Annotated in this window: 22 protein-coding genes; 11 read left to right on the top strand and 11 right to left on the bottom strand. The window is 70.6% G+C overall.

The annotated features are described in order from the left end of the window. Nucleotides 1-30 precede the first annotated feature (30 nt). A complete protein-coding gene (locus tag ABGB14_RS24035; RefSeq protein ID WP_347646069.1) occupies nucleotides 31-1,566 on the top strand; it encodes a serine/threonine-protein kinase in 1,536 nt (511 codons plus the stop codon). A gap of 50 nt (nucleotides 1,567-1,616) precedes the next feature. After that, the gene (gene hisC, locus ABGB14_RS24040) at nucleotides 1,617-2,675 is read left to right on the top strand and encodes a histidinol-phosphate transaminase (protein ID WP_347646070.1); all 1,059 of its coding nucleotides are present in this window, start codon (nucleotides 1,617-1,619) and stop codon (nucleotides 2,673-2,675) included. Nucleotides 2,676-2,680: 5 nt separating this feature from the next. Here the strand turns inward: hisC and ABGB14_RS24045 are convergent, their stop codons facing one another. From ABGB14_RS24045 to ABGB14_RS24055, 3 genes are read right to left on the bottom strand one after another with little or no spacing between them, the layout of a single operon-like run. Continuing rightward, complete coding sequence (locus tag ABGB14_RS24045) at nucleotides 2,681-4,216, bottom strand: hypothetical protein (protein WP_347646071.1); 1,536 nt, start codon at nucleotides 4,214-4,216, stop codon at nucleotides 2,681-2,683. 22 nt (nucleotides 4,217-4,238) lie between these two features. Next, nucleotides 4,239-5,066, bottom strand: coding sequence for a carbohydrate ABC transporter permease (locus ABGB14_RS24050; RefSeq protein WP_347646072.1), 828 nt, complete (start codon nucleotides 5,064-5,066; stop codon nucleotides 4,239-4,241). Further along, the gene (locus ABGB14_RS24055) at nucleotides 5,063-5,950 is read right to left on the bottom strand and encodes a sugar ABC transporter permease (RefSeq protein WP_347646073.1); all 888 of its coding nucleotides are present in this window, start codon (nucleotides 5,948-5,950) and stop codon (nucleotides 5,063-5,065) included. The genes ABGB14_RS24050 and ABGB14_RS24055 overlap by 4 nt, the downstream gene beginning before the upstream one ends. A gap of 177 nt (nucleotides 5,951-6,127) precedes the next feature. Between ABGB14_RS24055 and ABGB14_RS24060 the strand changes: the two genes are divergently transcribed. From ABGB14_RS24060 to ABGB14_RS24085, 6 genes are read left to right on the top strand one after another with little or no spacing between them, the layout of a single operon-like run. Further along, nucleotides 6,128-7,411 (top strand): sugar ABC transporter substrate-binding protein, encoded by a 1,284-nt coding sequence (locus ABGB14_RS24060; RefSeq protein WP_347646074.1) that lies wholly within the window; start codon nucleotides 6,128-6,130, stop codon nucleotides 7,409-7,411. Then, nucleotides 7,395-8,393, top strand: coding sequence for a Gfo/Idh/MocA family oxidoreductase (locus ABGB14_RS24065; protein WP_347646075.1), 999 nt, complete (start codon nucleotides 7,395-7,397; stop codon nucleotides 8,391-8,393). The genes ABGB14_RS24060 and ABGB14_RS24065 overlap by 17 nt, the downstream gene beginning before the upstream one ends. Beyond that, a complete protein-coding gene (locus tag ABGB14_RS24070) occupies nucleotides 8,393-10,102 on the top strand; it encodes a heparinase II/III family protein (RefSeq protein ID WP_347646076.1) in 1,710 nt (569 codons plus the stop codon). The genes ABGB14_RS24065 and ABGB14_RS24070 overlap by 1 nt, the downstream gene beginning before the upstream one ends. After that, nucleotides 10,099-10,854, top strand: coding sequence for an amidohydrolase family protein (locus tag ABGB14_RS24075; RefSeq protein WP_347646077.1), 756 nt, complete (start codon nucleotides 10,099-10,101; stop codon nucleotides 10,852-10,854). The genes ABGB14_RS24070 and ABGB14_RS24075 overlap by 4 nt, the downstream gene beginning before the upstream one ends. Then, nucleotides 10,851-11,651: an amidohydrolase family protein gene (locus ABGB14_RS24080; RefSeq protein WP_347646078.1), complete on the top strand. Its 801-nt coding sequence runs from the start codon at nucleotides 10,851-10,853 to the stop codon at nucleotides 11,649-11,651. The genes ABGB14_RS24075 and ABGB14_RS24080 overlap by 4 nt, the downstream gene beginning before the upstream one ends. Before the next feature lie 2 nt (nucleotides 11,652-11,653). Beyond that, entirely contained in the window at nucleotides 11,654-12,970 is a 1,317-nt protein-coding gene (locus ABGB14_RS24085; protein WP_347646079.1) for a transcriptional regulator, read from the top strand. 18 nt (nucleotides 12,971-12,988) lie between these two features. On the opposite strand, the gene ABGB14_RS24090 is transcribed toward ABGB14_RS24085, so the two are convergent. Together ABGB14_RS24090 and ABGB14_RS24095 are read right to left on the bottom strand one after the other, a co-directional pair. Next, nucleotides 12,989-14,068: a helix-turn-helix transcriptional regulator gene (locus ABGB14_RS24090; RefSeq protein WP_347646080.1), complete on the bottom strand. Its 1,080-nt coding sequence runs from the start codon at nucleotides 14,066-14,068 to the stop codon at nucleotides 12,989-12,991. Nucleotides 14,069-14,108: 40 nt separating this feature from the next. Further along, complete coding sequence (locus tag ABGB14_RS24095) at nucleotides 14,109-14,969, bottom strand: fumarylacetoacetate hydrolase family protein (protein ID WP_347646081.1); 861 nt, start codon at nucleotides 14,967-14,969, stop codon at nucleotides 14,109-14,111. A 209-nt stretch (nucleotides 14,970-15,178) separates the two neighbouring features. Here ABGB14_RS24095 and ABGB14_RS24100 point away from each other — a divergent pair, with 209 nt between their 5' ends. Further along, the gene (locus tag ABGB14_RS24100) at nucleotides 15,179-16,480 is read left to right on the top strand and encodes a glutamate-1-semialdehyde 2,1-aminomutase (protein ID WP_347646082.1); all 1,302 of its coding nucleotides are present in this window, start codon (nucleotides 15,179-15,181) and stop codon (nucleotides 16,478-16,480) included. Here the strand turns inward: ABGB14_RS24100 and ABGB14_RS24105 are convergent. The 5 genes from ABGB14_RS24105 to purD form a co-directional block, all read right to left on the bottom strand. Further along, nucleotides 16,361-17,374, bottom strand: coding sequence for an EamA family transporter (locus ABGB14_RS24105; RefSeq protein ID WP_347646083.1), 1,014 nt, complete (start codon nucleotides 17,372-17,374; stop codon nucleotides 16,361-16,363). The genes ABGB14_RS24100 and ABGB14_RS24105 overlap by 120 nt on opposite strands. Before the next feature lie 400 nt (nucleotides 17,375-17,774). After that, the gene (locus ABGB14_RS24110) at nucleotides 17,775-19,064 is read right to left on the bottom strand and encodes a GTP cyclohydrolase IIa (RefSeq protein ID WP_347646178.1); all 1,290 of its coding nucleotides are present in this window, start codon (nucleotides 19,062-19,064) and stop codon (nucleotides 17,775-17,777) included. Between the two features lie 201 nt (nucleotides 19,065-19,265). Continuing rightward, nucleotides 19,266-20,531, bottom strand: a complete 1,266-nt coding sequence (gene murA / locus ABGB14_RS24115) for a UDP-N-acetylglucosamine 1-carboxyvinyltransferase (protein ID WP_347646084.1) — start codon at nucleotides 20,529-20,531, stop codon at nucleotides 19,266-19,268. 79 nt (nucleotides 20,532-20,610) lie between these two features. Then, entirely contained in the window at nucleotides 20,611-21,447 is an 837-nt protein-coding gene (locus ABGB14_RS24120) for a phosphoribosylaminoimidazolesuccinocarboxamide synthase (protein ID WP_347646085.1), read from the bottom strand. After that, on the bottom strand, nucleotides 21,444-22,658 hold the full coding sequence (gene purD, locus ABGB14_RS24125) for a phosphoribosylamine--glycine ligase (protein WP_347646086.1): 1,215 nt from the start codon (nucleotides 22,656-22,658) through the stop codon (nucleotides 21,444-21,446). The genes ABGB14_RS24120 and purD overlap by 4 nt, the downstream gene beginning before the upstream one ends. 403 nt (nucleotides 22,659-23,061) lie before the next feature. Between purD and corA the strand changes: the two genes are divergently transcribed. Then, nucleotides 23,062-24,141 (top strand): magnesium/cobalt transporter CorA, encoded by a 1,080-nt coding sequence (corA, locus tag ABGB14_RS24130; RefSeq protein WP_347646087.1) that lies wholly within the window; start codon nucleotides 23,062-23,064, stop codon nucleotides 24,139-24,141. Between the two features lie 21 nt (nucleotides 24,142-24,162). Here the strand turns inward: corA and ABGB14_RS24135 are convergent, their stop codons facing one another. After that, the gene (locus tag ABGB14_RS24135) at nucleotides 24,163-25,068 is read right to left on the bottom strand and encodes a glycerophosphodiester phosphodiesterase family protein (protein WP_347646088.1); all 906 of its coding nucleotides are present in this window, start codon (nucleotides 25,066-25,068) and stop codon (nucleotides 24,163-24,165) included. 109 nt (nucleotides 25,069-25,177) lie between these two features. Between ABGB14_RS24135 and ABGB14_RS24140 the strand changes: the two genes are divergently transcribed. Then, complete coding sequence (locus ABGB14_RS24140; RefSeq protein ID WP_347646089.1) at nucleotides 25,178-25,834, top strand: GNAT family N-acetyltransferase; 657 nt, start codon at nucleotides 25,178-25,180, stop codon at nucleotides 25,832-25,834. The last annotated feature ends 3 nt before the right edge of the window (nucleotides 25,835-25,837 follow it).

Consider the following 25,837-nt stretch of genomic DNA (forward strand, 5'->3'; position numbering starts at 1 on the left):
GGGCCGGTCGCGAATCGAGGGAGACGGCGGATGGCAGGGGATCCCTTCGGCGCCGGCGACGGCCCGATGACGCCGCTGCTCGCCGACCGCTACCGGCTGCTGGCGGAGCTCGGCCAGGGCGGCATGGGCACGGTCTGGCGGGCCATGGACGAGCTGCTCCAGCAGGAGGTCGCCGTCAAGGAGGTCAAGCTGCCGCCCGACCTCGACGCGGCGTCGCGCGAGGAGCTGACCCAGCGCACGCTGCGCGAGGCGCGGGCCGCGGCGCGGCTGCGCTCCCACCCGTCCATCGTCACCGTGCACGACGTCGTCCTCGACGGCGGCCGGCCGTGGATCGTCATGGAGCTGGTGCGGGGCCGCTCCCTCGACCAGGCCGTACGCGAGGGCGGGCCGCTGCCGCCGCACAGGGTCGCCTGGATCGGCACGCGCATGCTCGACGCGCTCGGCGCCGCGCACGCGTCGGGCATCCTGCACCGGGACGTCAAACCCGCCAACGTCATGCTCACCGACGACGGGCGGGTCCTGCTCACCGACTTCGGCATCGCGAGCGTCTCCGGGGACGCCGAGCTCACCCAGACCGGGTTCCTGAGCGGCTCGCCCGGCTACATCGCCCCCGAGCGCCTGCGCGGCGAGGCCGACGGCCCGCTCGGAGACCTGTGGTCGCTCGGCGCCACGCTGTTCACGGCGGTGGAGGGCACGCCGCCCTTCGCCCGGCCCAACCAGGCGGCCGTGATGGCGGCGGTGCTGATGCAGGAGCCCGACCCCGCACGGCGGGCCGGCCCGCTCGCACCCGTGCTCGCCGCCCTCCTCGACAAGGACCCGGCGCGACGCTGCACCTCCGACCAGGTGGCCGGCTGGCTCGACGCCGTCGCTCAGGGCAACCCCACGACCGACCCGGCCCTGAGCAGGCAGCGGACCGCGCCCGGCCGCCTGCCCCGCCGCCCCCGCCGCCGGGTCGTCGTGGGCTCCACGATCGCGGTGGCGCTGGTCACGGCGGCTGCGGTGGCCATGGTGCCGTTCATGCCGAACATCATCCGCACGATCGCGTTCATCGTGACGCCCCGCGCCACCTACTCCGTGCCGCAGACGTTCGCGAGCGTGCAGCCGTCGCCGTCGCCGCCGAAGAAGAAGACCCGCGACTTCGAAGCCTGCGACCTGCTGACGGCCGCGCAGGTGCGCAAGGTGCTCGGAGGACCGGCGAAACGCCAGTTCGTCGTCGCCGCCAGCTGCGGGTGGAGACGGGACGACGGCAGCAACGTGAGCCTCGTGGCGAGCCGCATGGCCATGGGCGTCGAGATGGCCTTCGACCAGTCGGTCGTGACCATGAAGGAAGAGCCGAAACGTGTCCCGGGGACCAAGCTCCGCAAGGGGCCGAAGGTCGGGGACGAGGCGTTCAGCTACACCCAGAAGAGCCCCTTCTCGTTCAGCGGGCAGCTCTACAAGACCGACATCACCTTCCGCTCGTCGGACGTCTGGGTGCAGGTGGCCGTCACCACGCGTAGACCCGGGTTCGCCGCGGGCGACAGGACGGCCAGGTTCGTCCAGGCGTCCCTCGTCAAGCTCCGCTGAAGGCAGGGACGGGTGATGCTTCACCGCGCCGCGCCTTCTACAGTTGGGCCATGCCTCGTTTCCGCCACATTCTCGACACCATGGCCCCGTACAAACCGGGCAAGGCCGTAGCGGCTCCCGATGGGCGGTCGTACAAACTGTCGTCCAACGAGACGCCGTACGACCCGCTGCCGTCCGTGGTCGAGGCCATCGCCGAGGGGGCGCGGCAGATCAACCGCTACCCCGATCCCGGTGCGACGAAGCTGACCGAGGCCGTCGCCGAGCGCTGCTCCGTGCCGCCCGAGCACGTCGCGCTCGGGGCCGGGTCGGTCACGGTGGCGCAGCAGCTGTTCGAGACGGTGGGCGAGCCGGGGGTCGAGGTCGTCTACGCGTGGCGCTCCTTCGAGGCCTACCCGCTCCTCGCCGACCTGGCCGGGGTCACCTCGGTCCAGGTGCCGCTGGCTGGCGAGGACCACGACCTCGACGCCATGGCCGAGGCGATCAACGACCGCACGCGCCTGGTGTTCGTGTGCAACCCCAACAACCCCACGGGCACGGCCATCCGCCGCGGCGCGCTGGAGGCGTTCCTCGACCGCGTGCCCGAGCACGTGCTCGTCGTGCTGGACGAGGCCTACCACGAATACGTCCGCGACCGCGACGTCCCCGACGGCCTCACCCTCTACCGCGACCGGCCCAACGTCTGCGTCCTGCGCACCTTCTCCAAGGCGTACGGGCTGGCGGGCCTGCGGGTCGGCTACCTGATCGCGCAGGAGCCGGTGGCCTCGGCCGTGCGCAAGACGATCATCCCGTTCGCGGTCAACCACCTCGCGCAGGTCGCGGCCATCGCCTCGCTGCGGGCGGAGGAGGAGCTGTTCGACCGGGTCGAGCAGGTGGTCAAGGAGCGCACCCGGGTGCGGGAGTCGCTGCTCGCGCAGGGCTGGACGGTGCCGCCCACCGAGGCCAACTTCGTCTGGCTCCGGCTCGGCGGGCGCACCCTCGACTTCGCCGCCGCGTGCGCGGCGGAGGGCGTGGCGGTCAGGCCCTTCGCGGAGGAGGGCGTCCGCGTCTCGATCGGCTCTCCCGAGGCCAATGACGCGTTCCTGGCCGCCGCCGCCACTTTCGCCAGGTAGGGCCGTCAATCCTGCCGGCGGGCCTGCCAGTTGAGGTAGCCCACGCCGGCGATGTGGGAGCCCTGGCTGGGTTCCAGCGCGCGGGCTTCGTAGATCGACCTGGCGTGGTCGAACACCACCCGGTCCCACTGCGCCACGGCCATCCACCGCGGCGCCTGGAGATACTGGCCCGAGGAGGCCAGGCCGCCGGTGCCGTCGACGCGCAGGAACGTGGTCGGCACGCCGTCGGGATCGGTGGTGGCCATGTTCTTGCTGTAGGACCTGGCGAACCTGGCCATGTCGGCGCCCTTGAAGCCGAGCCCGTGACGGAAGGCGAGTGCGGCGAACTCGACGTCGATCGCGCCGTGGCTGAGGTCCTCGATCTGCTTGGCGCCGTTGCCCGACGGGGTGAACTCCGAGATGCCGTCGGCGGCCGAGAAGCCCCGGTAGGTCACGCCGAAGGACGGCCAGTAGGACCAGGTGTAGGCGTCCTTGTCGTTCGTCCTGAGCTCGCGGGCGAAGGTGCGGGCCATCCGTCTGGCCCGGTCGGCGTAGGCGGGGTCGCCGGTGGCGGCGGCGATCTCGGCGTAGGTGAGCCCGAGCGCGAGGAACTGGTTGGTGGGCATCTCGGTGCCGTCGTAGCCGAGCGGGGTGCCCTTCACCCAGGCGAGGTGCCCGCCGCCGTCGTCGCTCTGCCGCCATTCGCGGTCGTGCACGGCGGCCGCGGCCTTGGCGGCCTCGAGATACTCCGCGGCCTTGGCCCGGTAGCGCGGGTCGGCGCGGAGCTTCGGCGTGCGCATCACGATCCGGGCGAACGACGCGATCGGGTAGGTGATCATGCCGGTGTGCACCGCGAAGATCACGGGCTGGGAGACGAGCTGGGTCGCGCCCTGGGCGGGGGGCGCGACCTCCCCTCCCTCGCGCAGGTCGCGCGCGGTGACCTGGGTGGGCGTCGGGTAGGCGTCGAGGATCCTGCGTACGGCGTAGTCGGGGGAGCCGGGGTCCATGGACAGGTCGGTGAAGGTGGCGACCGCGCCGGTCCTGCTGGTCTTCACCTCTAACGTGAAGCGGTCCTCGCCGCTGCCCGCCCGTACGGTGGCCGTGGTCAGGTCGGCGTAGGACAGCGAGCTGCGCACCTCCAGCACGGGCCGGCCGGTCGCGTCCTTCAACGCGGCGATGCCGACCGTGTAGGGGTGCATCGCCCGCCACGCGGGCGGCGACTCCCCGCGATAGTCGGCCACGCCGCGCTCGGAGTCGCGGTTGCCCAGTACGAGGTCGATGTTGGTGACCAGCCGGTCCAGGTAGTGGGTGTCGCGGTAGGCCTCGTACATGCGGATGAAGGCGGCCAGCACGTAGGACTGGCCCCAGGCCAGGCCGCCGTGCTCGTTGGTGTCGGTCGGCTGCCCCACGCCGCCGCTCTCGTGGAAGGTCCGCTCGAAGAGGTCGAACGTCTCCCGCGCCGTGTAGTCGTGGCCCGCCGAGGCGCGAGCCGTGCCCGTGTGCACGGTTCCCAGCACGCCCATCGCGAGCGCGCCGAGACCGAACTGCCTGCGTGTCACCATCGATCCATCACCTCCGGCGGCGTCAGCCCTTGACCGCGCCGCGCATGCCTTCGAGTACGTGCCGTTGCATGATCATGAAAACGATGACGACCGGGATGATCGAGATGATCGTTCCGGCCGCCAGGCTGCGAACATCCGTGCCGGTGATTCCGGCGAGATAGGCGATCCCCAGCGCAACCGGGTATTTCGCCGAGTCCTTCAGCACCACGAGCGGCCAGATGAAGCTGTTCCAGACCGAGATGAAGCCGAAGATGCCGAGGATCGCGAGGGTGGGGCGGGCGGCGGGGAGCATGACGTGCCAGAAGATCCGCAGTTCGTGGCAGCCGTCGGTGCGGGCGGCGTCCACGACCTCGCGGGGCACGCCCGCGAACGTCTGCCGGAGCAGGAAGATCCCGAAGGCGGAGAGCACCCCGGGCAGGATCACCCCGGCGAACGTGTCGGCCATCCCGAGTTCGGAGACCACGAGGAACCTGGGGATGAGCATGACCTCGCTCGGCAGGAACATCGTGGACAGGATGGCGAAGAAGATGAGGTTCTTGCCCCTGAAGGTCATCAGGGCGAGCGGGTAGGCGCACAACGCGGAGACGACGATGTAGAGCGGCACCGTCACGCCGACGTAGATCACCGAGTTGAGCAGGTAGGTGGGGAACGGGATGGCGGTCCAGGCCTCGACCGCCCAGTCGAGCACGGGCGGCCGGGGGATGACGTCGGGCGGGAAGGAGAAGACCGCCTGGCCGGCGGGCTTCAGCCCCGCGCTGAGCAGGATCAGGAACGGGCCGACGAAGACCAGGGCGATCGCCGTCAGCAGGATGTACATCCCCGCGCGCCGCAGTTTCATGGGCAGGCTCATGGGGTGACCGTCCGTCCGCGGGTGAGCCGGTAGTTGAGGATGGCCATGGCGATCATCAGCACCCAGAGCACCAGGCCCATCGCGCTGGCGTAGCCCATCTCGTAGTGCTCGAACGCCGCCGACCAGATGTAGTAGCCGAGGGTGAGGGTGGCGTCCTGCGGGCCGCCCCTGGTCATCACGTAGATGGAGGTGAAGGCCTGCATGGCGTCCAGCATCTCCACCGTCACCGCGACCGCGATGTACGGCACCATCAGCGGCACCGTGATGTGGCGCAGCCGGTGCCAGGCGGTGGCGCCGTCGACCTTCGCGGCTTCGTACAGGTTGGCGGGGATGGTCTGCAGCCCGGCCAGATAGATCATCATGTAGAAGCCCATGCTCTTCCAGCCCTCGACCAGGACGAGCGCGGGCAGCGCCCAGAAGGGGTCGAGGAGGTACTGGATGGGCTGGTCGAGGAGCCCGGCTCCGGTGAGGATCCAGTTGAGCACGCCCTGCTGGTGGAAGACGTATTCCCAGGCGACGCCGACGGCGACCATCGAGGTCACGACCGGCAGGTAGTAGAGCATCCGGAACGTTCTGATGCCGGGGAGTTTCTGGTTGACCAGCACGGCCAGCAGCAGTGGCACGACCACCAGCAGCGGGAACATGCCCACCAGGAAGAGCAGCGAGTTGAGCAGCGCGGTCCAGAATCTGCTGTCTCCGACGATCCTGGTGAAGTTCTCCACCCCGACGAAGACCGGCTGCGACACCACGTCGTACTCGAGGAATGACAGCTGGATCGCGGTGATCGCCGGCCAGGCGAAGAACACGCCGAACAGGGCGAGTGCCGGGATCACGAACAGGTAGGGCGTGTACCACCGCTGCCCTGGGATCCGGCCGGCGGCCATCGCATCACATCCTTTTTGCCGTCCTAAGATTTGATAAAGGCTGGCCAGAATTTGGGGAAGCGTACATTCGGCTGATCGACATGGTCAAGACCTGCCTCTTGACGTTCCGTCTCAGGGCTGACATGGTGCCGAAAGTGGCGATAAAGGACGGCCATATCTTGCAGGAGGCTCGCGGAGATGACTCGATGTGCCTTAACGATCGGCGCGCTGGCGCTGTCCCTCTTCACCGCCGGCTGCGTCGCCGGCACGTCGCCCCAGACCGCCGCCGCGCCCGCGGACGACCAGCCCTTCGAGGGTGAGGTCGAGTTCTGGACGATCAACCTGAAGAAGAACTACAGCGACTACATCACCGGCCTGATCGCCCAGTACGAGAAGGAACACCCCAAGGTCAGCATCAAGTGGGTGGACGTCCCCGGCCAGGAGAGCGCGACCAAGCTGCTCGCCGCCGTCGCCAGCGGCGACGTGCCCGACGCGGTCAACGTCAACTCGGTCGAGCTGGGCAGGTTCGTCCCGTCGCTGGAGCCGCTCGACGCCTTTTTCGGCCAGAAAGAGCTGGCCGACTTCCAGCCCAACCTGGTCGAGCCGATGCGGATGGACGGCAAGCTCTACGCCGTGCCCTGGTACAACGGCGGCTCCCCGGTCGCGATGTACCGCAAGTCGGTCGTCAGCAAGGCCGGCTTCGACGAGAAGGCTCCGCCCACCTCCTTCGCCGAGGCGCTCGCGCTGGCCGACAAGGTCTACGAGAAGACCAAGGTCAACGGCACCAACGCCATCCCCGACCACACCGCGCTGCGCTATCACGGCGTCTCCCTGCTGACGGACGACAAGAAGAAGGCGGCCTTCAACACGCCCGAGGCGATCGCCGTCCTGGAGACGTTCAAGAAGAGCTACGACAAGCACGGCATCGCGCCCGGCGCCATCTCCAAGGACATCCGCAACCTGCCCCAGTCGCTGGAGAACGGCCAGGTCGCCTTCAAACCGATGGCCAACGCCGCCGAGCTGCTCAACATCCAGAAGAACGCCCCCGACGTCTACAAGGACCTCGTCATCACCGAGCCGGTGAAGATGAACACCGGCGGCTACCTGCTGCTCGCGCAGCAGGCCTTCTCCATCCCGAAGGCCTCCACGCACAAGAAGGCCGCCGCCGAGTTCATCAAGTTCTTCACCAACGGCGTCAACCAGCTGGCGTTCTGCAAGATCGTGCCGATCTACCCGTCCACGGTCTCGTCGACCAAGGACCCCTTCTTCACCGAGGCCGCGGGCGACGACCCCATGGCCGCCGCCCGCCAGGTGATCGTCAAGGGGCTGCCCCAGCTGCAGTACCTCCCGCTCGGCACCAGCAAGGACGCCGAGCTCGCCGAATACCTCATGGAAGAGGTCAGAGCCTTCCTCCAGGGATCCCAGAGCGCCGAGGAAGCACTCGACGCCGCCGAGAAAAAATGGAATGACGCACTTGCCTGAACTTCGCATCGGGATCGTCGGCGCCGGCCTGATGGGCCGCGGCCACGCCGAGGTCCTCGCCGCCCATCCCGCAACCGAGATCACCGCGGTCGCCCGCAGGCCCCTCGAACACGCCCCAGGAGCGACCGTCTACCCCGGCTACCAGGAGCTGCTCGACTCCGGCACCGTGGACGCGATCTCCATCACCACACCCGACCACCTGCACGCCGACGTCATGGTGGCCGCCGCCCGCGCCGGCGTGCACATCCTGGTCGAGAAGCCGTTCACCACCACCGTGGCCGACGCCGACCGCGCCGTCGCCGCGATCCGGTCGGCCGGCGTGGTGGCCATGTGCCTGTTCAACCACCGCTGGGTGCCGGCGTACGCGCAGGCCAAGGAGCAGATGCGGGTGATCGGCGAGCCGGTCGTGGGCTACGCGCGCAAGGACGACACGATCTACGTGCCCACCGAGATGATCGGCTGGGCCGACCGGACCACCTGCGCCTGGTTCCTGTCCAGCCACGACATCGACCTGCTGACCTGGCTGTACGACGACGAGGTCGTCGAGGTGTTCGCCACGGCCAGATACGGCAAGCTGCGCGGCCGGGGCATCGACACTCCCGACGCCATGCAGATCCAGGCCAGGTTCGGAAGGGGCGCGGTCGCCACGTTCGAGTCGGCCTGGATCTACCCCAACACCTTCCCGACCATGGTGGACAGCTACGTCACCGTGGCCGGCGAGACGGGCGTCATCCAGCTCGACCGGCAGAAGGAGAACATCCAGCTGGCCACCGAGGACGGCTACACCTACCCGAGGAACATGCTGCAGCGGGTCGTGCACGGGGTGCCCGCGGGGGCCTACCGCGACGCCATCCACCACTTCGTGGACTGCGCGATCGCCGGCGCCGAGCCGCTGATCACCGTGGAGAGCTCCCGGCACGTGACCGCGGTCCTGGCGGCCGCGCACGAGTCGGCCCGGACGGGGCAGCCGGTGAAGCTCTGATGGGGACGTACGTGGAGAAGCCGCCGCACGTTGACCAGGCGCGGATGCGGCACATCACCGACGAGGCGCTGCTCGCCGAGCTGGGCGTGACAACGGTCGCGCAGGCCCGGCCGTGGCGGCGGCCCGACCCGGTGTGGCCGCAGCCCCGTCCCGAGGACGTGGCGGAGGCGGACCGGCTGATCGGGACCGAGGTCGACTTCCTCGACAAGGGCCACGGCCGGTCCCGGCTGTACGGGTTCCACTACCTGCGGTGGATGATGCCCCTGGTCTCGGCCTACGCGCAGACCCGTGACCCGCGCTACGCCCGCGAGTGGGACCGCTTCTTCCGGCAGTGGTACGCGAGCCGCGACCAGGTCGAAGGCGACTGGCCAGGGCTCGACGTGGTCTGGTACTCCCTCGGGGTGTCCTCCCGGTCGATGCACGTCACCCGGGCGCTGGCCGTCTTCTCCACCGAGCCCGCGCTCAGCGACGAGTGCTGGCTGCAGATGATGAAGACCGTGCTCGGCGGCGCCCGGTGGGCGGCCGAGGAGCACGACGAGTTCCGGCACGGCAACTGGCAGTTCGCCACCGTCTGCGAGCTGCTGCACGTCGCCCGCGTGTTCGCCGACCTGCCCGAGTCGGGGCAGTGGGCCGAGGTGGCCAGGGCGCGCATCCTGGAACACCTGGAACGGGACGTGCGCGAGGACGGCGGCCACCACGAGCGCTCCCCCGGCTACCACGGCATGTGCCTGGGAGGCGTGCAGCGGGCCGCGTCCGTCGACTCCGACCTGGTCGCGCACCCCCGTTTCCGCGCCATGCACGACTGGCTGGTCTCGCTGACGACCTCGGGCGGGTGGGTCCCGCACCTGCAGGACAGCGGCGTGGTCTGGCCCGCCGAGATGGTGCGCACAGGGGAGAGGCTGCTGGGTGAGGCGATCGCGCCCGCCGAGGGCTCGCACGCCCTGGAGGACAGCGCCTACACGATCTTCCGCGCAGGCACCCTGCACACCGTGATCAACCACGGCCCGTACATCGGGCACGAGCTGGAGCCGCACAGCCACCACGCGGCGCTCGACTTCGTGCTGTCCGGCTGGGGGGCGCCGCTGGCGTGGGAGGCGGGCGGCCCGCCGTCGTACGACGATCCCGGCTACTACGACTGGTTCCAGGCCACCAGGGGCCACAACACCCTGCTCGTGCCCGGCGAGGAGTACACCGAGGACCGCAGGGCGGCCCGCGACCTGTTCCACGCGGGCGAGCACGTGGACGTCTTCGCCGGTCACCACCACGGCTACCGGGCCAGGCACGACCGCCGGATCGTCTTCGTCAGGAGCGAGCCGTCGTACTGGCTGATCACCGACGCGATCGACGCGGAGGCGATCTGGCTGCTGCACGGCACGTCGCCGTGGGTCGAGCACGGCGGCGGCTACGCGAGCAGCCAGGGCCCCGGGCTGCTCGTGGTGCCCGTGGAGCCGCCGGACGAGGTCACGTTCGGCAGCGGGCGGGCCAGGATCCCCGACCCGGAGACCGCGACCGCCCCGTACGGCGAGATCCACTCGCTGGGGCTGCGCCGCCGCGACGGCCGGTTCACGGTCGCGGTCTTCCCGTTCAGGGACGCGCCGCCCGAGGTGCAGGCGAGCCCGTCCACCATCAGCGTGGGCGGCGTGACCGACACGTTCACCGCGCACGGCTGGGCGCGGGACGGGCTCGCCGAGCACTGGGGCGGCCGATGAGCGAGGACCGGCCGGTCCTGATCGACGCGGACGCCATGCTCGGCCGCCATCCGCGTCGCGACGTGGGCGGGGGGACCGTGGCCGAGCTGCTCGCCGCGATGGACCGCGTGGGCATCGCCGAGGCCGTGGTCGGCAGCATGACGTCGTGGCTGCACGACCCGGCGCGGGGCAACCGCGAGCTGATCGGCCGGCTCGCGGGGGAGCCCAGGCTCAGCCCCTGCTGGGTGATGGTGCCCGACACGTGCGGCGAGACGGGCGCCGGGTTCGCCGGGGCCGCCGTGGAGGCGGGCGTGGTCGCCGTGCGCGCCTTCCCGCTCGATCACGGCTGGGACCTCGCGGGCCCCGACGCGGCCGCCGTTCTCGGCGCCGTGGAGTCCGTACGCCTGCCGCTGCTCGTGGACGCCGGCCAGACCAGCTGGCAGGAGGTGGAGGCGCTCGCGCGGGCGCACCCGTGCCTGCGGATCGTCGTCGGCGGCGTGGGCTACCGGAAACTGCGGCAGATCGCCGGCGTCCTGGACAGGACCGGCAACGTGCACATCGGGCTGGCCGACCTGTCCTCCCACCGCGGGCTGGAGTGGCTGGTCGCCCGGTTCGGCGCGGACAGGTTCGTCTTCGGCACCGGAGCGCCCTACCGCGATCCCGCCGAGGCGGTCACCCGGCTGCTCTGGTCGGAGCTCGGGCAGGCGGAGGTCGCGGCCATCGGCGCGGGGAACGTGCACCGGCTGCTGAGGAGGGAGATCAGAGCGGCATGAACGAGCTGACGACGGCTCTGTGGGAGCGCCGCCCGCAGCAGGCGACGAGGATCGTCGACGCGCACGCCCATGCCGGGCCGTACAGCGTGTTCTTCATCCCCGACCCCGACCCGGCCGGGATGATCGGGGTGATGGACCGGTGCGGCGTCGCGCACGCGATGCTCTCCAGCCATCTGGCGATCCAGCTCGACGCCGCCAGGGGCAACGCGGTCACCGCGGAGATCGTGGACCGGGCGCCCGACAGGTTCACCGGCTACCTGACCGTCAACCCGTGGCAGGACCCGGTGGCCGAGCTCGACCGGTGGGGCGGCGACCCGCGCTTCGGCGGGATCAAGCTCCATCCCGACCTGCACGAATACCCGCTGACCGGCTCGCGCTACGCGCCGGTCTGGGAGTACGCGGAGTTCACCGGGCGGCCGGTGCTCACCCACACCTACTCCGGCTCGCCGTACAACGACCTGCCCCTGGTCGACGAGGTGGCCGGGAGGCACCCGCGGGCCACGATCCTGGCGGGGCACTCGGGGGTGACGCCGCTGGGCATCGACCAGTCGATCGAGGTGGCCGAGCGGCACGAGCGGGTCGTCCTGGAGGTGTGCGGGTCCTTCAACACGGGCGCGGACATCGCCGAGATGGTCCGCAGGCTCGGCGCGCACCGGGTCGTGTACGGGTCGGACTTTCCCTTCATCGATCTGCGCATGTCGCTAGGGCGGATACTGTTCTCAGATCTCGGTGACGACGACAGGGCAGCGGTACTCGGGGGCACGATCACCGCTCTGCTCGGGAGAACAGGGGCATAGAGGTGGACGGGCTACGATCCAAGATCGCGATTGGTGTGGTGGGGCCGCACGATCTGGTCGAGCAGATCGTGCACATCGGCGCGAGCCTGCCGTCGGCCGCGTCGTTCCGGCTGGTGGGCGCCCCCCACGCGGGTGAGCACGAGACGCGCGAGAAGCTCGCCAAGATAGCGGGCAACATCGACGCGGTCCTGTTCACCGGGCCTCTCCAGCACGACCTGGCCACCGAGGCGGGCGAGCTGCCGGTGCCCGCCACGTTCGTGCCGGTGAGCGGGGCCGGCCTCTACTCCAGCCTGCTGCGCGGCACGCTGTCCATGCGGATCGACCCCGCCAGGGTGAGCATCGACTCGATCGCGCGCGCCGACGTGGCCGAGGCCTACCAGGAGATCGGCGTGCCCATGGACGGCGTGCACGTCTCCGAATACCGCCAGCCCGACTCGGTGCGCGACTTCGTCGGCTTCCACGAGCGCCTCTACCGCGAGGGCGCCACCACGGCGGCGCTGACCACGGTCAGGACCGTGGCCCGCAAGCTGGAGGCGGCCAAGGTGCCGGTGTTGCGGATGATGCCCACTCCGCACACGCTGCGCCTGGCCATCAACACCGCGACGCTGCTGGGCACGGGCAGTCGCCTGGAGGAGTCGCAGATCGCCATCGTGCTGGTCGAGCTCGCGGCCTCGGCCCGCCCCGCCCAGTCGGGTCCTGGCAACTACTGGCAGCAGGAGCTGAAGCTGTCGTTGCACAGGTCGCTGCTCGCCGAGGCCCGGCTGATGGGCGCGACCGTGGCCCCGCGCGAGGAGAACAGCTACGTGATCACGGCTACCGTGGGGGCGCTCTCGCAGGCCACCGACGGGTTCCGGGTGGCGCCGTTCGCCGACCGGGTGCGCGCCGACCTTGGGATGGTCGTCGAGGTGGGCATCGGGCTCGGCAACACCGCCCGCGACGCCGACGCCCACGCCCTCATCGCCGTCGAGCGGGCGCGTGCGGCCGACGCCACCGCCGCCTTCCTGGTCAGCGGCGACGGCACCGCGACCTCGCTGCCCCTGCGGCAGCGGCGCAGGCGGGAGCAGGTGGACGAGCCCATGGCCGACTCCAAGGCGGCCAGGACGCTCGACCGGCTCCTCCAGCGGCTGGGCGACGACCCCGAGGCGATGGTGGTCGACGCGGAGAGCGTGGCCGAGGTGCTGGGCGTCGCGCCGCGCAGCGCCCGCCGGGTGTTGCAGAGCCTCGTCGAGGAAGGGCTGGCGTGGGCTCTCCCGCCGGTCAGGTCGTCGCAGGCGGGGCGGCCGAGGCAGCCGTACCGGCTGGTGTCGCGCGTCGACTAGCGCGCCCGGGTGCGGGTCTCACAGGGGCAGGGGCCGGTGGTTGCGGCGATATTCGCTGGGCGAGCAGCCGACGTGGCGCTTGAACACGCCGCGGAACACCTTCGCGCTCAGATAGCCCGAGCGGGCGGCGACCGTGTCGATCGGCGCGGTGGTGGCGGTGAGCAGGACGCGGGCGTGGCGCAGCCGCAGCCCGGTCAGGTGGCGCAGGAACGTCGTCCCGAGCACGTCGGCGAACAGGTGCGCGATGTAGAACGGACTGGCCGAGACGGCCTCCGCGACCGTCGCGAGCCGCAGGCGCGGGTCGGTGTAGTGCGCCGCCATGTAGCTCTCGGCCATCGAGAGGATGTCGCGCGCGGCGGGCGGCATCAGCCGCCACAACGTCTCCTCGATCCAGATGTGCAGGTAGGAGCGCTCGTGGATCTGGGTCACCGTCGTGAGCTCCTCGATCGGCAGGCGCGCGAAGGCGTCGACCCAGTCGGTGGAGCCGCCCGCGAGCCGGCCCCTGTTGACCACGTCCACGACGAAGAGCAGTTCGCCCATCAGCCAGTTGTGCAGCGTCCTCGGGGACAGGCCGCGCTCCTGGACGCACCTGTCCACCCAGCCCGCCAGCAGCCCGGCCGCGCCGCCCCTGTCGCCGGCCTGGATCCGGCGGGCCAGCTCCGCCTCGATGCGCACGGGCGGCGCCGCCTCGGAGCGCTCCTCCTGCGGGGCCGTGATGACCCTGTCGCCGCCGAGCAGCAGCTTGTAGGCGTTGGTACGCCGCGCGTCCCGTTCGGTCGCCGTCGTGCTGTCTGGGCCCCGCCGAGGGGTGCCCAGGCTCACGGTCGCGGTGAGGTCGGTGGCGCTGACGATGCCGGCGCGGATCTGCTCGGCCAGCGCGGTCGCCTCGCCCATCAGCCTGTCGGGGTCGTCGCCGCTCAGCCGGACCAGCCACTCGTCGGGAGGCAGCGGCTCGCAGGAGGCCGGCCGTCGTGCCGCCACCGCGCGCACCGCGCGATCGGCCTGGCCGAGTTGCCGGCGCGCCCACTCCCGGCCGCGGGCCCGCGTCGAGGCGACGTAGTCGTCGATGTCGATGAGGGCGCCGACCGTGAAGTCCATGCCTCCAAGGGTACGAGTAAGGTGCGCCGATATCTATGGTTTAGGCGGGCCGAAAGTCGACACGGTTGACCAGAGTGCCCACGCCCTGCACGGTGGCCCGCATGACGTCCCCGTCCCTGAGCGGGGCGATCCCCGCGATGGTGCCGGTGGCGATGAGGTCGCCGGGCAGCAGCGTCATCCCGTCCGACAGGTCGGCGATCAGCTCGGGGATCCCGAACACCATCTGCTTGGTGTTCGCCCGCTGCCGCACCTCCCCGTCGACCTCCAGCGTCAGCTCCAGGTCCTGCGGGTCGGGCACCTCGTCCACCGTCGCGAGGTACGGCCCGGCGGGGGCGAACGTGTCGAACCCCTTGGACTGGTCCCACGGAGCGTTACGGGCGATGTTGGCCAGCTGGAGGTCGCGGGCCGTCATGTCGTTGATCACGGTGTATCCGGCCACGGCCTCCCGCCAGCGCTCGGCGGGCAGGTCGCGGACCGTCGAGCCGATCACGACCGCCAGCTCGACCTCGTGCTCCAGATGCCTCGTACGGGCCGGAGCGGTCACCGGGCGGTTGTGGCCCGTCAGCGCGGACGGCGGCTTGAAGAACAGCACCGGCTCGGGCGGCACCTCCAGCCCGCTCTCCTCGGCGTGCGCGACGTAGTTCAGCGCCAGGCAGCAGATCTTGGTGCAGGTCGCCACCGGCGGCTCGAACACCACCGACGACTCGTCGAGCACGGCCGGCGTGCCGGCCCAGAGCCGGTTCACCTCGCCGGTGAGCCGGTCCAGCCCGTACCGATCGAGCAGGGCCACCGGATCGTCACCGGCGTCCAGCCCGGCCAGGCTGAGGAGTTCGCCACCCTCGCGCCAGGCCACCAGTTCGACTTGCTCGGCGGGAGACCGCCGGATGCGCCCGAGAAACACGGCCGTTCCTTCCTGGAAGTCGCTTCACTCACAGGAAACCTGCTCAGACGTCTTCTCCGGTCAGGCCGTGGCGGCAGCCCCCTCAGCAGATCTCCATGAGCAGCTCACCAGGAGCGTCGCGGGCCTCACAAGGGCCCGTCCTTGCGATGCCGCCCTCCTTGTTGCTCTCCTCCTTGTCGGCGGGCGGAGCCGCGGCCTTTGATGGTCACATGAGCAGGACCTTGCACGTCAGCCGTGACCTCTATGCCGCCGGCCGGCACTACCTGGCCGGCGGCGTCTCCAGCGACGCCCGCCGGGTGGCCGGTGTCCCCCTCTACGTGGACCGTGCCCAGGGCGCGCGCCTGTGGGACGTGGACGGCAACTCCTACGTCGACTACGTGCTCGGCCAGGGGCCCGCGCTGCTCGGCCACTGCCCGCCGGCGGTCGTCGAGGCCATCGCGGCCCAGGCGGCGCGCGGCATGGTCTACTCGGCCCAGCACGCCGCCGAGGTGCGCGTGGCCGAGCGGATCTGTGCCATGGTGCCCTCGGCCGAACGGGTCAGGTTCAACACCGTCGGGTCGGAGGCCGTCCACGGCGCTCTCAGGCTGGCCCGCGGCTACACCGGCCGGTCGAAGATCCTCAAGTTCGAGGGCCACTACCACGGCTGGCTCGACCCCGTCCTCTACAGCGTGCACCCGGCGGTGGACGCGGCCGGGCCGGCCGGCGCCCCCATGGCGGTGCCCGGCACGGCGGGACAGCAGCCGGGGCACGCGGACGACCTGGTCATCTGCCCGTGGAACGACCTGGAGACCCTGGCCGGCCTGATGGAACGGCACTCGGGGGAGATCGCCGCCGTCATCGCCGAGCCGATCCTGTGCAACACCGGGGCGATCAGCCCGGACCCCGGCTACCTGGAGGGCGTGCGGCGGCTGTGCGACGAGCACGGCACCCTGCTGATCTTCGACGAGATCATCACCGGCTTCCGGCTTGCCCCCGGAGGCGCCCAGGAACACCTCGGGGTCACTCCCGACCTGTCGGTGTTCGGCAAGGCCATGGCCGCGGGCATGCAGGTGTCGGCGCTGACCGGCCGGGCGGCCGTCATGGACCACATCTCGACGGGCAAGGTGGCCCACGCGGGGACGTTCAACTCCCAGCCGGTCGGCATCGCCGCCGCCGAGGCCACGCTGCGCATCCTCGACGAGCAGCGCGACGAGATCTACGGCACGCTGTACGAGCGCGGCAAGTCGCTGATGGAGGGCCTGCGGTCGGCCGCGGCCGGCGCCGGCGTGCCGATGCTCGTGGACGGCCCGGGACCGGTGTTCCAGACGTACTTCACCGACGCGCCCGCCGTGCGGAACTACCGGGACTTCGCCGCCACCGACCGGGCCGGGATGGCCAGGCTGCACGCCGCGCTACTCGACCGGGGAGTCAACATGGTCCCGCGCGGCCTGTGGTTCATGTCCACGGCGCACACCGAGGCGGACGTCGCCGCCACGGTCGACGCGTTCGCCGGCGCGCTGCGGGACCTTTGACCTGCGTTCGGTCGAGATGACCAGCGCGACGCCGACCAGGATGATCACGCCGCCCACGAGGATCCGCGGCGTGATCGGCTCGCTCAGCACCAGCGCGCCGAGCACCACCGCCACGGCGGGGTTGACGTAGGCGTACGTGGACACGAGCGAGATGGGGGCGTTGCCGAGCAGCCACGAGAACGCCGTGAACCCGATCAGCGATCCCACGAGGATGAGGTAGGCGAGCGCGATCCAGGACCTGCCGGTGATCGTCGACGGGTCGAGCCGCTCACCCGTCGCGGTGCCGAGCACCGCCAGGCCGAGGCCGCCCGCGAGCATCTCGATCGTGCTCGTCGCGAACGAGTTGGCCGGCATCGTGACGCGGCCCGACAGGAACGCTCCCACGGCCCACAGCAGCGAGGCGACCAGCACCACCGCGATCCCCGTGGCGGCCGCCCCTTCGTTGCCGGTGAGTGAGAGCGCCGCCACCCCGCCGAGGCCCACCAGCACGCCCGCCATCGTGGCGGCCCTGGGACGGTCACGCACCGCGAACCTGAAGGCGACGAGCCACAGCGGAACCGACGCCACGAGCAGCGCCGCCAGCCCGGTCGAGATGTACTGCTCCGCCACGGACAACATGCCGTTGCCCAGGGTGAGCAGCAGCACGCCCACCAGCGAGGCGCTGAGGAGCTGCCGCCGGGTCATCGTGAACGCCCGCCTGCCGGACGTGAGGAGCAGGAACCCGCCGAGGAGCACGGCCGCGGCGAGGAACCGCATGGAGGCGCCGAGCAGCGGCGGGATCGACTCGACCACGATGCCGATGCCGAGGTAGGTCGACCCCCAGACCACGTAGACGATGGCGAGGGCGCCCCAGACGATGAGCGGGGATCGTTGGTCAGGAGCGTTGCGGTCCATGGGTCATGACAGTAGTCGAGCAGCCCGACAGAAACCGCGCGACTATCGGACAACCTACTGGCCCGATCCTTGCGGTTGCGGGGAGCTCTCACCTGCGCGCGCCGGACGAGGGACCATCGAAAGATTGGTGCCCCCGTCCGAATCCCGTCGATCGGGGGCGTCGCAATTCATACCCCTTCTCACGAGGACCAACCGCCATTTCCCCAAATGTCAACCGCCAGTTGGCCAAGTGCTGGCCCGCCGGACAGTCGCCAGGGCACGGGAGGCCCCGCTGCGGGGCAACCGGAAGCGGGCCCGCCGCCGTCGGAGGGGGAAGGTGCGGCGGCGGGCCCTGTATCCGGTGGATCAGCCCTCCGGGGGTCAGCCCGGTGGAGGATCGGCCCGGATCAGCCCTGACGGATCAGCGCGGCCCGAGCTTCTCCACGATCAGCCGGTACAGCTGCCGGGGCCGGCCGGGCTGGGGGGTGCGGTTGGGCGGTAGCGGCCACGCGAGTCCCTCGTCAACCAACGTGCGCAGCAACCGCCGAGCCGTACGGGGTGTCACCCCCAGCATCTTGCCGGCCCCTTCGGCGTCCACGACCGTGTCGCCGCCTTCCAGCTTGGCCGCCAGCCGGGCCAGCACCTCGACCCCTTTGGGTTTGAGTGCGGTGGCCCCGGTCGGCGGCATCCGCGGGGCCGGGATGAGCGCCCGCCCCTCGCGGTCGACCGCGAACCCCTGCGCCTGCTTGCCCGCCTGCGTGCGGGCCAGCGCCGCCCGCGCGTGCGACTCCGCGTCGTGGGTCGTACGACCCATGCCCACGCCGACCTCGACCGCCAGCCCCAACTCGTCCCTGATCCTGGCCGCGAACGGCAACACCCGGAAGCCGTCGGTGGCCGCCGCGATCGAGCCCCTGGTCGCCGTGACCAGATAGCTGTGATCGTCGATGGGCCAGACGGTGGCGTTGATGCGGTTCGCCTCCTGGACCAGCAGCCGGTGCAGCGACAGCCGCAGCTCGTCGCGCCAGTAGCGGGGCGCGGCGCGGCGCACGGGCTCGCGCAGCGTCGGCACCTCCACCAGCACCACGGTCAGCTGCGACTCCTCCAGCCGGTGATGCGCCCCGAGCAGCGCCGCTGTGTGCAGCGCCGTGCGGACCGCGGCGGAGGTCGGCCTGATCCTGATGACCGGTACGCCCGCCGTGTGCAGGCGCTCGGCCACCGAGGGCAGGCACGTCAGCGCTCCCATGGTCGCGCCCTGCCTGGCCAGGCGTTCGTGGTAGGCCGCGATCGTGCCGGTGGCTCCCGGCTCGTCGCGGCTGTGCACGTCCGTGGCGGGGATGCCGAGGTCGGTGTACGCCTCCTCGACGTCAGCCCGGCTGACCACGTCGATGCTGACCCGTTTGGGGTCCATCCGGGTGTCGATCGCGGCCTTGGCCAGCGCCGCCACCAGTGCTGCTCCGCCGAGTTGCACGTAGGTCGCGGGCATCGTCAGCACGCCGGATCGCCTGGCCAGGTCGTAGGGGACCGGGCTGGCGAACAAGCATGCGTCGACACCGGGCCCGAGCCTCGTCACCTTGTCGGGTGCCTCCTGCTCGTCGCGGTAGGCGGCCGCCACCAGTCGACATGGCAGCGGTGCCGCGGCGTGACCCATCAGCATGACTCGCTCGACAAGGTCGTGGGGTCCGACCACGCCGATGGTGAGGTCCGGTGTCATGGCGCCCGGGCGTGACACTCGGGGAGTTTCTTCGGCCCTCTCGACCAATGTTCGTCCCATCCTGCTGTCCGTTGCAGTGCTCTCTTTTGGAACGATCGCTCGCGGGGGCCGTAATGTCACGCCCGACTTTTCCGGAAAGCCGTTCAGGTTGACCGCCCGACAAGATGTCCTAGCAGCTCAACGAGGTTTTTCTCGCCTTTGTTAGTGCGTGGAAATCTCTCGTGTAATGTCCGCGCCGAGCGCGCGCATTCGGGCGGCGAGATGCGCGTGGCCGCGGTCGATCAGGTAGCCGGAGCCGATCACGGTCTCGCCTTCAGCGGCGAGTCCGGCGAGCACGAGGGCGATCCCGGAACGCAGATCGTGGGCCGTCACCTCGGCGCCGGTCAGGGGTGTGCGGCCGCGCACGATGGCCCTGCTGCCGTCGACCTCGACGCCGGCGCCCATCTTGTTGAGCTCGCCGGCCAGCGCGAAGCGGCCGTCGAAGATGCGCTCGTGGATGTAGCTGGTGCCGTCGGCGAGCGCCGCGACGGCCATCATCGGCGACTGCAGGTCGGTCGCGAACCCGGGATAGGTGTCGGTGATGATGTTGATCGGCCGCAGCGGGCCCTCGCAGCGCACGTGCAGCACCGCGCCCTGCCGGGCGAACTCGACGCCCATCTGCTCCAGTTTGTAGCGCACCACGCCCAGGTCGAGGCCGGTGCCCACGAGGCTCAGCTCGCCCCCGGTGATCGCCGCGGCCATCGCGAACACGCCCGCGTCGAGCCGGTCGGGCATGACCGTGTGCTCGACGGCGTGAAGCTCGTCGACGCCCTCGACGGTGATGAAGCCGGTGCCGCCGCCGCTGATGCGCGCGCCCATCTTGGTGAGCATGTCGATGACGTCGAGCACCTCGGGCTCGAGCGCGGCGTTCTCGATCACGGTGGTGCCGTTGGCCAGGGAGGCGGCCATGATGAGGTTCTCGGTGCCGGTGTGCGAGGGGGTGTCGAGGTAGAGGGTCGCCCCGGTCAGGCCGGACGCCTTGACGTGGATGACGGTCTCGCCCTCGTCGACGATCGCGCCCAGCCGCTTGTAGCCGAGGTAGTGGAAGTCGAGGTTGCGGCTGCCTAGGTTGCAGCCGCCGACGCCCTCGACGACGGCCTCGCCGAGCCGGTGCAGCAGCGCGGGGGTGAACAGCACCGAGCCGCGGAAGCGCCGGGCGATCTCCGCGGGCAGCACCGGGCTGGACAGCCGGGAGGCGTCGATGACGAGCGTGCGCTCGGACTCGTGGAGTTCGACGTACGCGCCGACCGCCTCGGCGAGCTCGATCGCGCGGCGGACGTCTTCGATGATCGGCACGTTGCGCAGGACGGTGCGGCCCTTCGCGGCCAGCAGAGCCGCACCGATCATGGGAAGCACGGCGTTCTTCGCGCCCTGGATGAACGCGGTTCCACGCAGTGCGTTGCCACCGCGCACGCGGTAACGGACCATTTCGTGCGGCTCCTTGAATTCTGGCGGTGAGGCTCGATCGGGCCAACAGTAGTCGCTAACACCACATGACCCAGCCGAATCATCCGCTAAAGGGAGCTCCCGTGATGCGCTCATACGCTTCTAGGTATCGTTCGCGTGTGCGTTCCACGATGGGGTCAGGTAGGCGAGGTGGGGGGTTTCCAGATGCTTTGTCCCATCCGGATTCGGGCGATAGTAGCCAATCGCGTACAAATTGCTTATCGAAAGAAGGTTGCGAACGGCCTGGTCGCCAGGCGTCAGCCGGCCAGAAACGCGACGAGTCGGGCGTCAGAACCTCATCGCCCAGGGTGAGCACACCGTCGGAGTCCCAGCCGAGCTCGATCTTGGTGTCGGCCACGATGATGCCCCGCTCGCGGGCGATCTCGGCGCCGCGCGTGTAGACGGCCAGCGTGATGCGGCGCAGCTCCTCCGCCGTCTCCGCGCCGACCTCCGCCACCACCTGGCCGTAGGAGATCGGCTCGTCGTGCTGTCCCATCGGCGCCTTGGTGGACGGCGTGAAGATCGGCTCGGGCAACCGCGACCCGTCCTGCAGCCCTTCGGGCAGGCGCACCCCGGAGACGGTGCCGCCTTCGCGATATTCGGCCAGCCCGCCGCCCGTCAGATAGCCCCGGGCCACGCACTCGACCTGGACCATCGTCAACGGCCTGCACACCACGCTGCGCGGCTCGTCGCCCCTGGCCACGATGTGGTTGGGCACGACGTCCTTGAGCTGGTCGAACCACCACAACGACATCTGCGTGAGGATCGCGCCCTTGTCGGGGATGCCGGGCTCCAGCACGTGGTCGAAGGCCGAGACCCGGTCGGAGGCGACCATCAGCAGCAGGCCGTCGTCCGTCTCGTAGAGATCGCGCACCTTGCCGGAGTGCACGTGCTTCATGGGGCGATGTCCGTCCTGTAGTGGGAGCCGCGCAGCGTGATCCGCGCGGCGAGGTCGTAGGCGTTGCGCCGCGCGCTCTCCTGGTCGGGGCCGTGGCCCACCACGCTGAGCACCCGCCCGCCGTTGGAGACGATCGTGTCGCCCTCGCGCCTGGTGCCGGCGTGGATCACGTAGGCGTCGTCGGACGGTTCGATCCCCGTGATCACGTCGCCCTTGACCGGGGTGTCGGGGTAGTTCTCGGCGGCGATCACCACCGTGACGGCGGAGCCGCCCTTGAACACCGGGTCGAGCCCCAGCTCACCGGTCGCGCTCGCCATCAGCAGCCCGCCCAGCGGCGTCTCCAGCCGGTCGAGCAGCACCTGCGTCTCGGGGTCGCCGAAGCGCGCGTTGAACTCGACCACCTTCGGGCCCTTCGTGGTCAGGGCCAGCCCGACGTAGAGCACCCCCTGGTAGGGCAGCCCGCGCCGCGCCAGCTCCGCGATCGTCGGGTGCACGACCTCCCGCATGACCTGGTCGGTGAGCCCGTCGGGCGCCCACGGCAGCGGCGTGTAGGCGCCCATGCCGCCGGTGTTGGGGCCCTGGTCGCCGTCGTGGGCGCGCTTGAAGTCCTGGGCGAGCTGGAGCGGGACGGCGGTGCTGCCGTCGCACAGCGCGAACAGCGACACCTCGGGCCCGTCGAGGAACTCCTCGATCACCACGCGCCCGCACGACCGCGCGTGGTCGAGCGCCGCCCGCCTGTCATCGGTGACGACGACGCCCTTGCCCGCCGCCAGCCCGTCGTCCTTGACCACGTAGGGAGGGCCGAACTCGTCGAGCGCCGCCGCGGCCTGCTCCTCGCTGTCGCAGGTCCGCGACCGTGCGGTGGGCACGTCGGCGGCCTGCATGATCTCCTTGGCGAACGCCTTGCTGCCCTCGATCATGGCCGCCTGGCTGGACGGCCCGAAGCAGGCGATGCCGGCCTCGCGCACCGCGTCGGACACCCCCGCCACGAGCGGCGCCTCGGGCCCGACGACGACGAGATCGACCCGCAGCCGCGTCGCCAGGCCGGCCACCTGGCCCGGGTCGAGCGGATCGACCGCGTGGACGGTCGCGACCTGCTCGATGCCCGGATTGCCCGGAGCGCAGTGGAGCTCGCTGACCTGGGGATCGAGCTTGAGGGAACGGCACAGGGCGTGCTCACGCCCACCGGAACCAATGACTAGAACGCGCACCCGCTCATTGTCGCAGGCCCGCCGCCATGCGCACCCACAGGTCTACCGCGCCCGACACGTGCCGGAACAGGCGACAATCTTTGGTGAGTTCTACCGGAGACGCGTGCTCTCAGGCGAGTATCGTCAGATTGGTTCACCCGCCTGTGATAGGTTGAGGCGGCTTTGCGGCGTCCCTGTGTGATTGGAGGTGGTCCGGGATGAAACCTGGTGATCCCAGCAGTACGTGCTTTTTCACGTACTCCGTGCGTACCCCCGACCACTCCAATACGGCAGCCTGATCGTGCCTCCACGCCCTTGTTCTTGATTGAGGTGACTTCTCGTCGCGCGTGGAGCGTGCCAGGTCGGGCGGAAAGGGCCCGCCATGCGCTCGTCCACTCTTTTCCGTCGCATCAACCGTCACCCTGTGCGCCAGCACGTCGCACGCCAGCACGCCGCTCCGGCGGGCGGCGCGGTGCGCGACGTCCGCGTCCCTCCCGTTGACTCGGTCGTCGAGTTCGGCGCCTACGTCCACGGCGAGAAGGTCGCGGCCCCGGCCATCGTCGAAGCACTCGACCTCGTACGCGAGCACAACGAGAGCGCCGAAGGCGCCAACGCGTTCGTCTGGGTCGGGCTGCACGAGCCCGGCGCGCCCGAGGTGGAGTGGCTGGCCGAGGTGTTCGACCTGCACCCGCTCTCCGTCGAGGACGCGGTCAAGGCCCACCAGCGCCCCAAGATCGAGCGGTACGGCGACTCGTTGTTCATGGTGCTCAAGACCATCGCCTACCTCGACCCCGTCCGGGCGCCGGGCACCAGCGAGATCATCGCCACCGGCGAGATCATGGTGTTCCTCGGCGCCGACTTCGTGGTCACCGTGCGGCACGGCGAGCACTGCCCGCTCACCGCGGTCCGCGAGCGCCTCGAGGACAAGCCCACGCTGATGAGCCGCGGCCCGGCCGGCGTCCTGCACGCCATCGCCGACCACGTGGTCGACCAGTACCTCCAGGTGTCCGACCTCATGCAGCTCGAGCTGGAGGAGGTCGAGGCGACCGTGTTCGCCGACGTCAGCTCCCGTGACATCAACCGGATCTACCAGCTCAAGCGCGAGATGCTGGAGATGAAGCGGGCCGTCACCCCGCTGCAGGCGCCGCTGTCGGCGCTGCCCCAGCGCCGCGTCGTCCCGTCGGAGATGCGCGAATACTTCCGCGACGTCGGCGACCACCTGTCGCGGGTGTGCGAGCAGGTGGAGTCGTCCAACGAGCTGTGCAGCTCCATCCTCCAGGCCGCGCTCGCCCGCTCCAACGCGCTGGCCAACGAGGACATGCGCAAGATCTCCTCGTGGGTGGCCATCCTCGCGGTGCCCACCATGATCGCCGGCATCTACGGCATGAACTTCGACTTCATGCCGGAGACCGAGCAGGTCTGGGGCTATCCGGCGGTGCTGGGCGTCATGATCACGGCCTGCGTGCTGCTCCATCGCGGCTTCCGCCGCAACGGCTGGCTCTAGGCACCGGCCGGCTCCGGCCCTCTAGACGCCGACCGGCTTGAGCGGGCCCACCGGCTCGGGCAGCTCCAGGCCGCGCTCGCGCCACAACTCCCGCATCCGGTCGGGATAGTCGGTCACGATCCCGGCCACTCCCAGATCCAGCATCCGGCCCGCCAGCTCGGTGTCGTTGACCGTCCACACCGCCACGTCGAGACCGGCCGCCCCCACCTGCGCCATCAGGGCCTCGTCGACCATGGGGTGCTTGGGCGAGAGCGTGGTCGCACCGGCCTCGCGCGCGGTGGCCGGCATGTCGTCGCCCAGGTCGTCGTGCCAGTGCAGGGTGTCGGGCTCGATCAGCGCGAACCTGCGCGTGCCCGGGACGAGCCGGGCGGCGTGGCGGATGATCCGCCAGTCGAAGCTGAGGACGGCGACGTTGTCCAGCCGTCCGTGCCGGTCGAGCTCCTCCACGACGAGCTCGGTGAAGGCCTCGGGGTCGGGCGTCAGCTCGGGCCTGGTCGGGTCGGACTTCAGCTCGACGTGCAGGCGTACGCTCTCGGCGTCGTAGGCGTTCACCAGGCCCAGCACCGCGCCGAGCGTCGGCATCCGGGTCTCGGGCATCGGCACCTGGGTCAGCGCGAAGGGGTCGTCGGGATGGCGCGGCAGCCGCACGCCCACGTCGAGCGTGCGCAGCTGCGCGAGGGTGAGCGCGTTGATCGGCCGGCCGACATAGGGGAAGAGCGGGTCGCCGGCGCGGATGGGACGCCTGTCGGCGCTGGTCACGGCGGAGACCGTGAGGTCGTGCGTGAGCACGAGGCGCCGATCGGCGGTGAGCGCGACGTCGAGCTCGAGCGCGTGCACGCCCAGCTCCATCGTGCGGCTCATCCCCGGCAGGGTGTTTTCCGGCCAGAGGCCGCGAGCACCCCGGTGACCATGAATCTCAACGCGCACAACCCGGACCCTACCTGGCTGGAGGGGCGACTAGACAGTGCCACGCCGTGTCCTTTTTATCCTGCTACGCCCGGTCGATGACTAGACCTCAGACAATAGGCTGGATTGCATGACGGAGGTTCTCAAAAAGGCCCATTCCGCAACGGTCGGGGCATGGGTGGACGGGTGGGTGATCTCCCGCAGAGCCCCACGGCCCGTACCCCAACCGTGGGGGTGGAGAGTCGACGTCGGCCTCCCCGGACACGTGGCCCGCCACATCGTGGCCGCCCCCACCCCCGACATCCTCCACCAGCTGACCAGCAGGATCACGACCCCCGGCACCTGGCTCAAACTCTGCGCGCCCGCCGAGGCCGTCGTCCCGCACCTCCCGCCCGGCTGGCGCGTCGAGGAGCCGGAGTACATGATGACCGCGACCCTCCCGCTCCGCACGCCCCAGCCCTCGGCGCCCGCGGGCTACACGCTGGCCGTCACGACCAGGGCCGGCGTCACGGTGGCCCGCGTACTGACGAACGCCGGCGAGGTCGCCGCCAGAGGCCAGTTCGCACCGACGGGCCGGACGGCCGTCGTGGACCAGGTGGAGACGGCCGCCCGCCACCGCCGGCGCGGCCTCGGCACCGTCATCATGCGCACCCTCGCCTCGGCCGCCGCCTCGGCGGGCGCACGCCACGGCATCCTGGTGGCCACGGCGGACGGCAGAGCCCTGTACGAAACGCTCGGCTGGACCGTCCACACCCCGATGACGGCCGCCGTACTGACCAAGGCCTGATTC

Source organism: Nonomuraea sp. B10E15 (assembly GCF_039871615.1).
Classification (GTDB): Bacteria; Actinomycetota; Actinomycetes; order Streptosporangiales; family Streptosporangiaceae; genus Nonomuraea.

What these genes read in the sequence shown, in the direction of transcription:
- murA (WP_347646084.1), bottom strand. Translation starts at nt 20,531, where the DNA reads ATGGTCCGTTACCGCGTGCGCGGTGGCAACGCACTGCGTGGAACCGCG.
- ABGB14_RS24050 (WP_347646072.1), bottom strand. Translation starts at nt 5,066, where the DNA reads ATGAGCCTGCCCATGAAACTGCGGCGCGCGGGGATGTACATCCTGCTG.
- ABGB14_RS24110 (WP_347646178.1), bottom strand. Translation starts at nt 19,064, where the DNA reads ATGACACCGGACCTCACCATCGGCGTGGTCGGACCCCACGACCTTGTC.
- ABGB14_RS24120 (WP_347646085.1), bottom strand. Translation starts at nt 21,447, where the DNA reads ATGAAGCACGTGCACTCCGGCAAGGTGCGCGATCTCTACGAGACGGAC.
- hisC (WP_347646070.1), top strand. Translation starts at nt 1,617, where the DNA reads ATGCCTCGTTTCCGCCACATTCTCGACACCATGGCCCCGTACAAACCG.
- ABGB14_RS24045 (WP_347646071.1), bottom strand. Translation starts at nt 4,216, where the DNA reads ATGGTGACACGCAGGCAGTTCGGTCTCGGCGCGCTCGCGATGGGCGTG.
- ABGB14_RS24060 (WP_347646074.1), top strand. Translation starts at nt 6,128, where the DNA reads ATGACTCGATGTGCCTTAACGATCGGCGCGCTGGCGCTGTCCCTCTTC.
- ABGB14_RS24070 (WP_347646076.1), top strand. Translation starts at nt 8,393, where the DNA reads ATGGGGACGTACGTGGAGAAGCCGCCGCACGTTGACCAGGCGCGGATG.
- ABGB14_RS24035 (WP_347646069.1), top strand. Translation starts at nt 31, where the DNA reads ATGGCAGGGGATCCCTTCGGCGCCGGCGACGGCCCGATGACGCCGCTG.
- ABGB14_RS24055 (WP_347646073.1), bottom strand. Translation starts at nt 5,950, where the DNA reads ATGGCCGCCGGCCGGATCCCAGGGCAGCGGTGGTACACGCCCTACCTG.
- ABGB14_RS24080 (WP_347646078.1), top strand. Translation starts at nt 10,851, where the DNA reads ATGAACGAGCTGACGACGGCTCTGTGGGAGCGCCGCCCGCAGCAGGCG.
- ABGB14_RS24140 (WP_347646089.1), top strand. Translation starts at nt 25,178, where the DNA reads ATGACGGAGGTTCTCAAAAAGGCCCATTCCGCAACGGTCGGGGCATGG.
- ABGB14_RS24100 (WP_347646082.1), top strand. Translation starts at nt 15,179, where the DNA reads ATGAGCAGGACCTTGCACGTCAGCCGTGACCTCTATGCCGCCGGCCGG.
- ABGB14_RS24105 (WP_347646083.1), bottom strand. Translation starts at nt 17,374, where the DNA reads ATGGACCGCAACGCTCCTGACCAACGATCCCCGCTCATCGTCTGGGGC.
- ABGB14_RS24090 (WP_347646080.1), bottom strand. Translation starts at nt 14,068, where the DNA reads ATGGACTTCACGGTCGGCGCCCTCATCGACATCGACGACTACGTCGCC.
- ABGB14_RS24075 (WP_347646077.1), top strand. Translation starts at nt 10,099, where the DNA reads ATGAGCGAGGACCGGCCGGTCCTGATCGACGCGGACGCCATGCTCGGC.
- ABGB14_RS24065 (WP_347646075.1), top strand. Translation starts at nt 7,395, where the DNA reads ATGACGCACTTGCCTGAACTTCGCATCGGGATCGTCGGCGCCGGCCTG.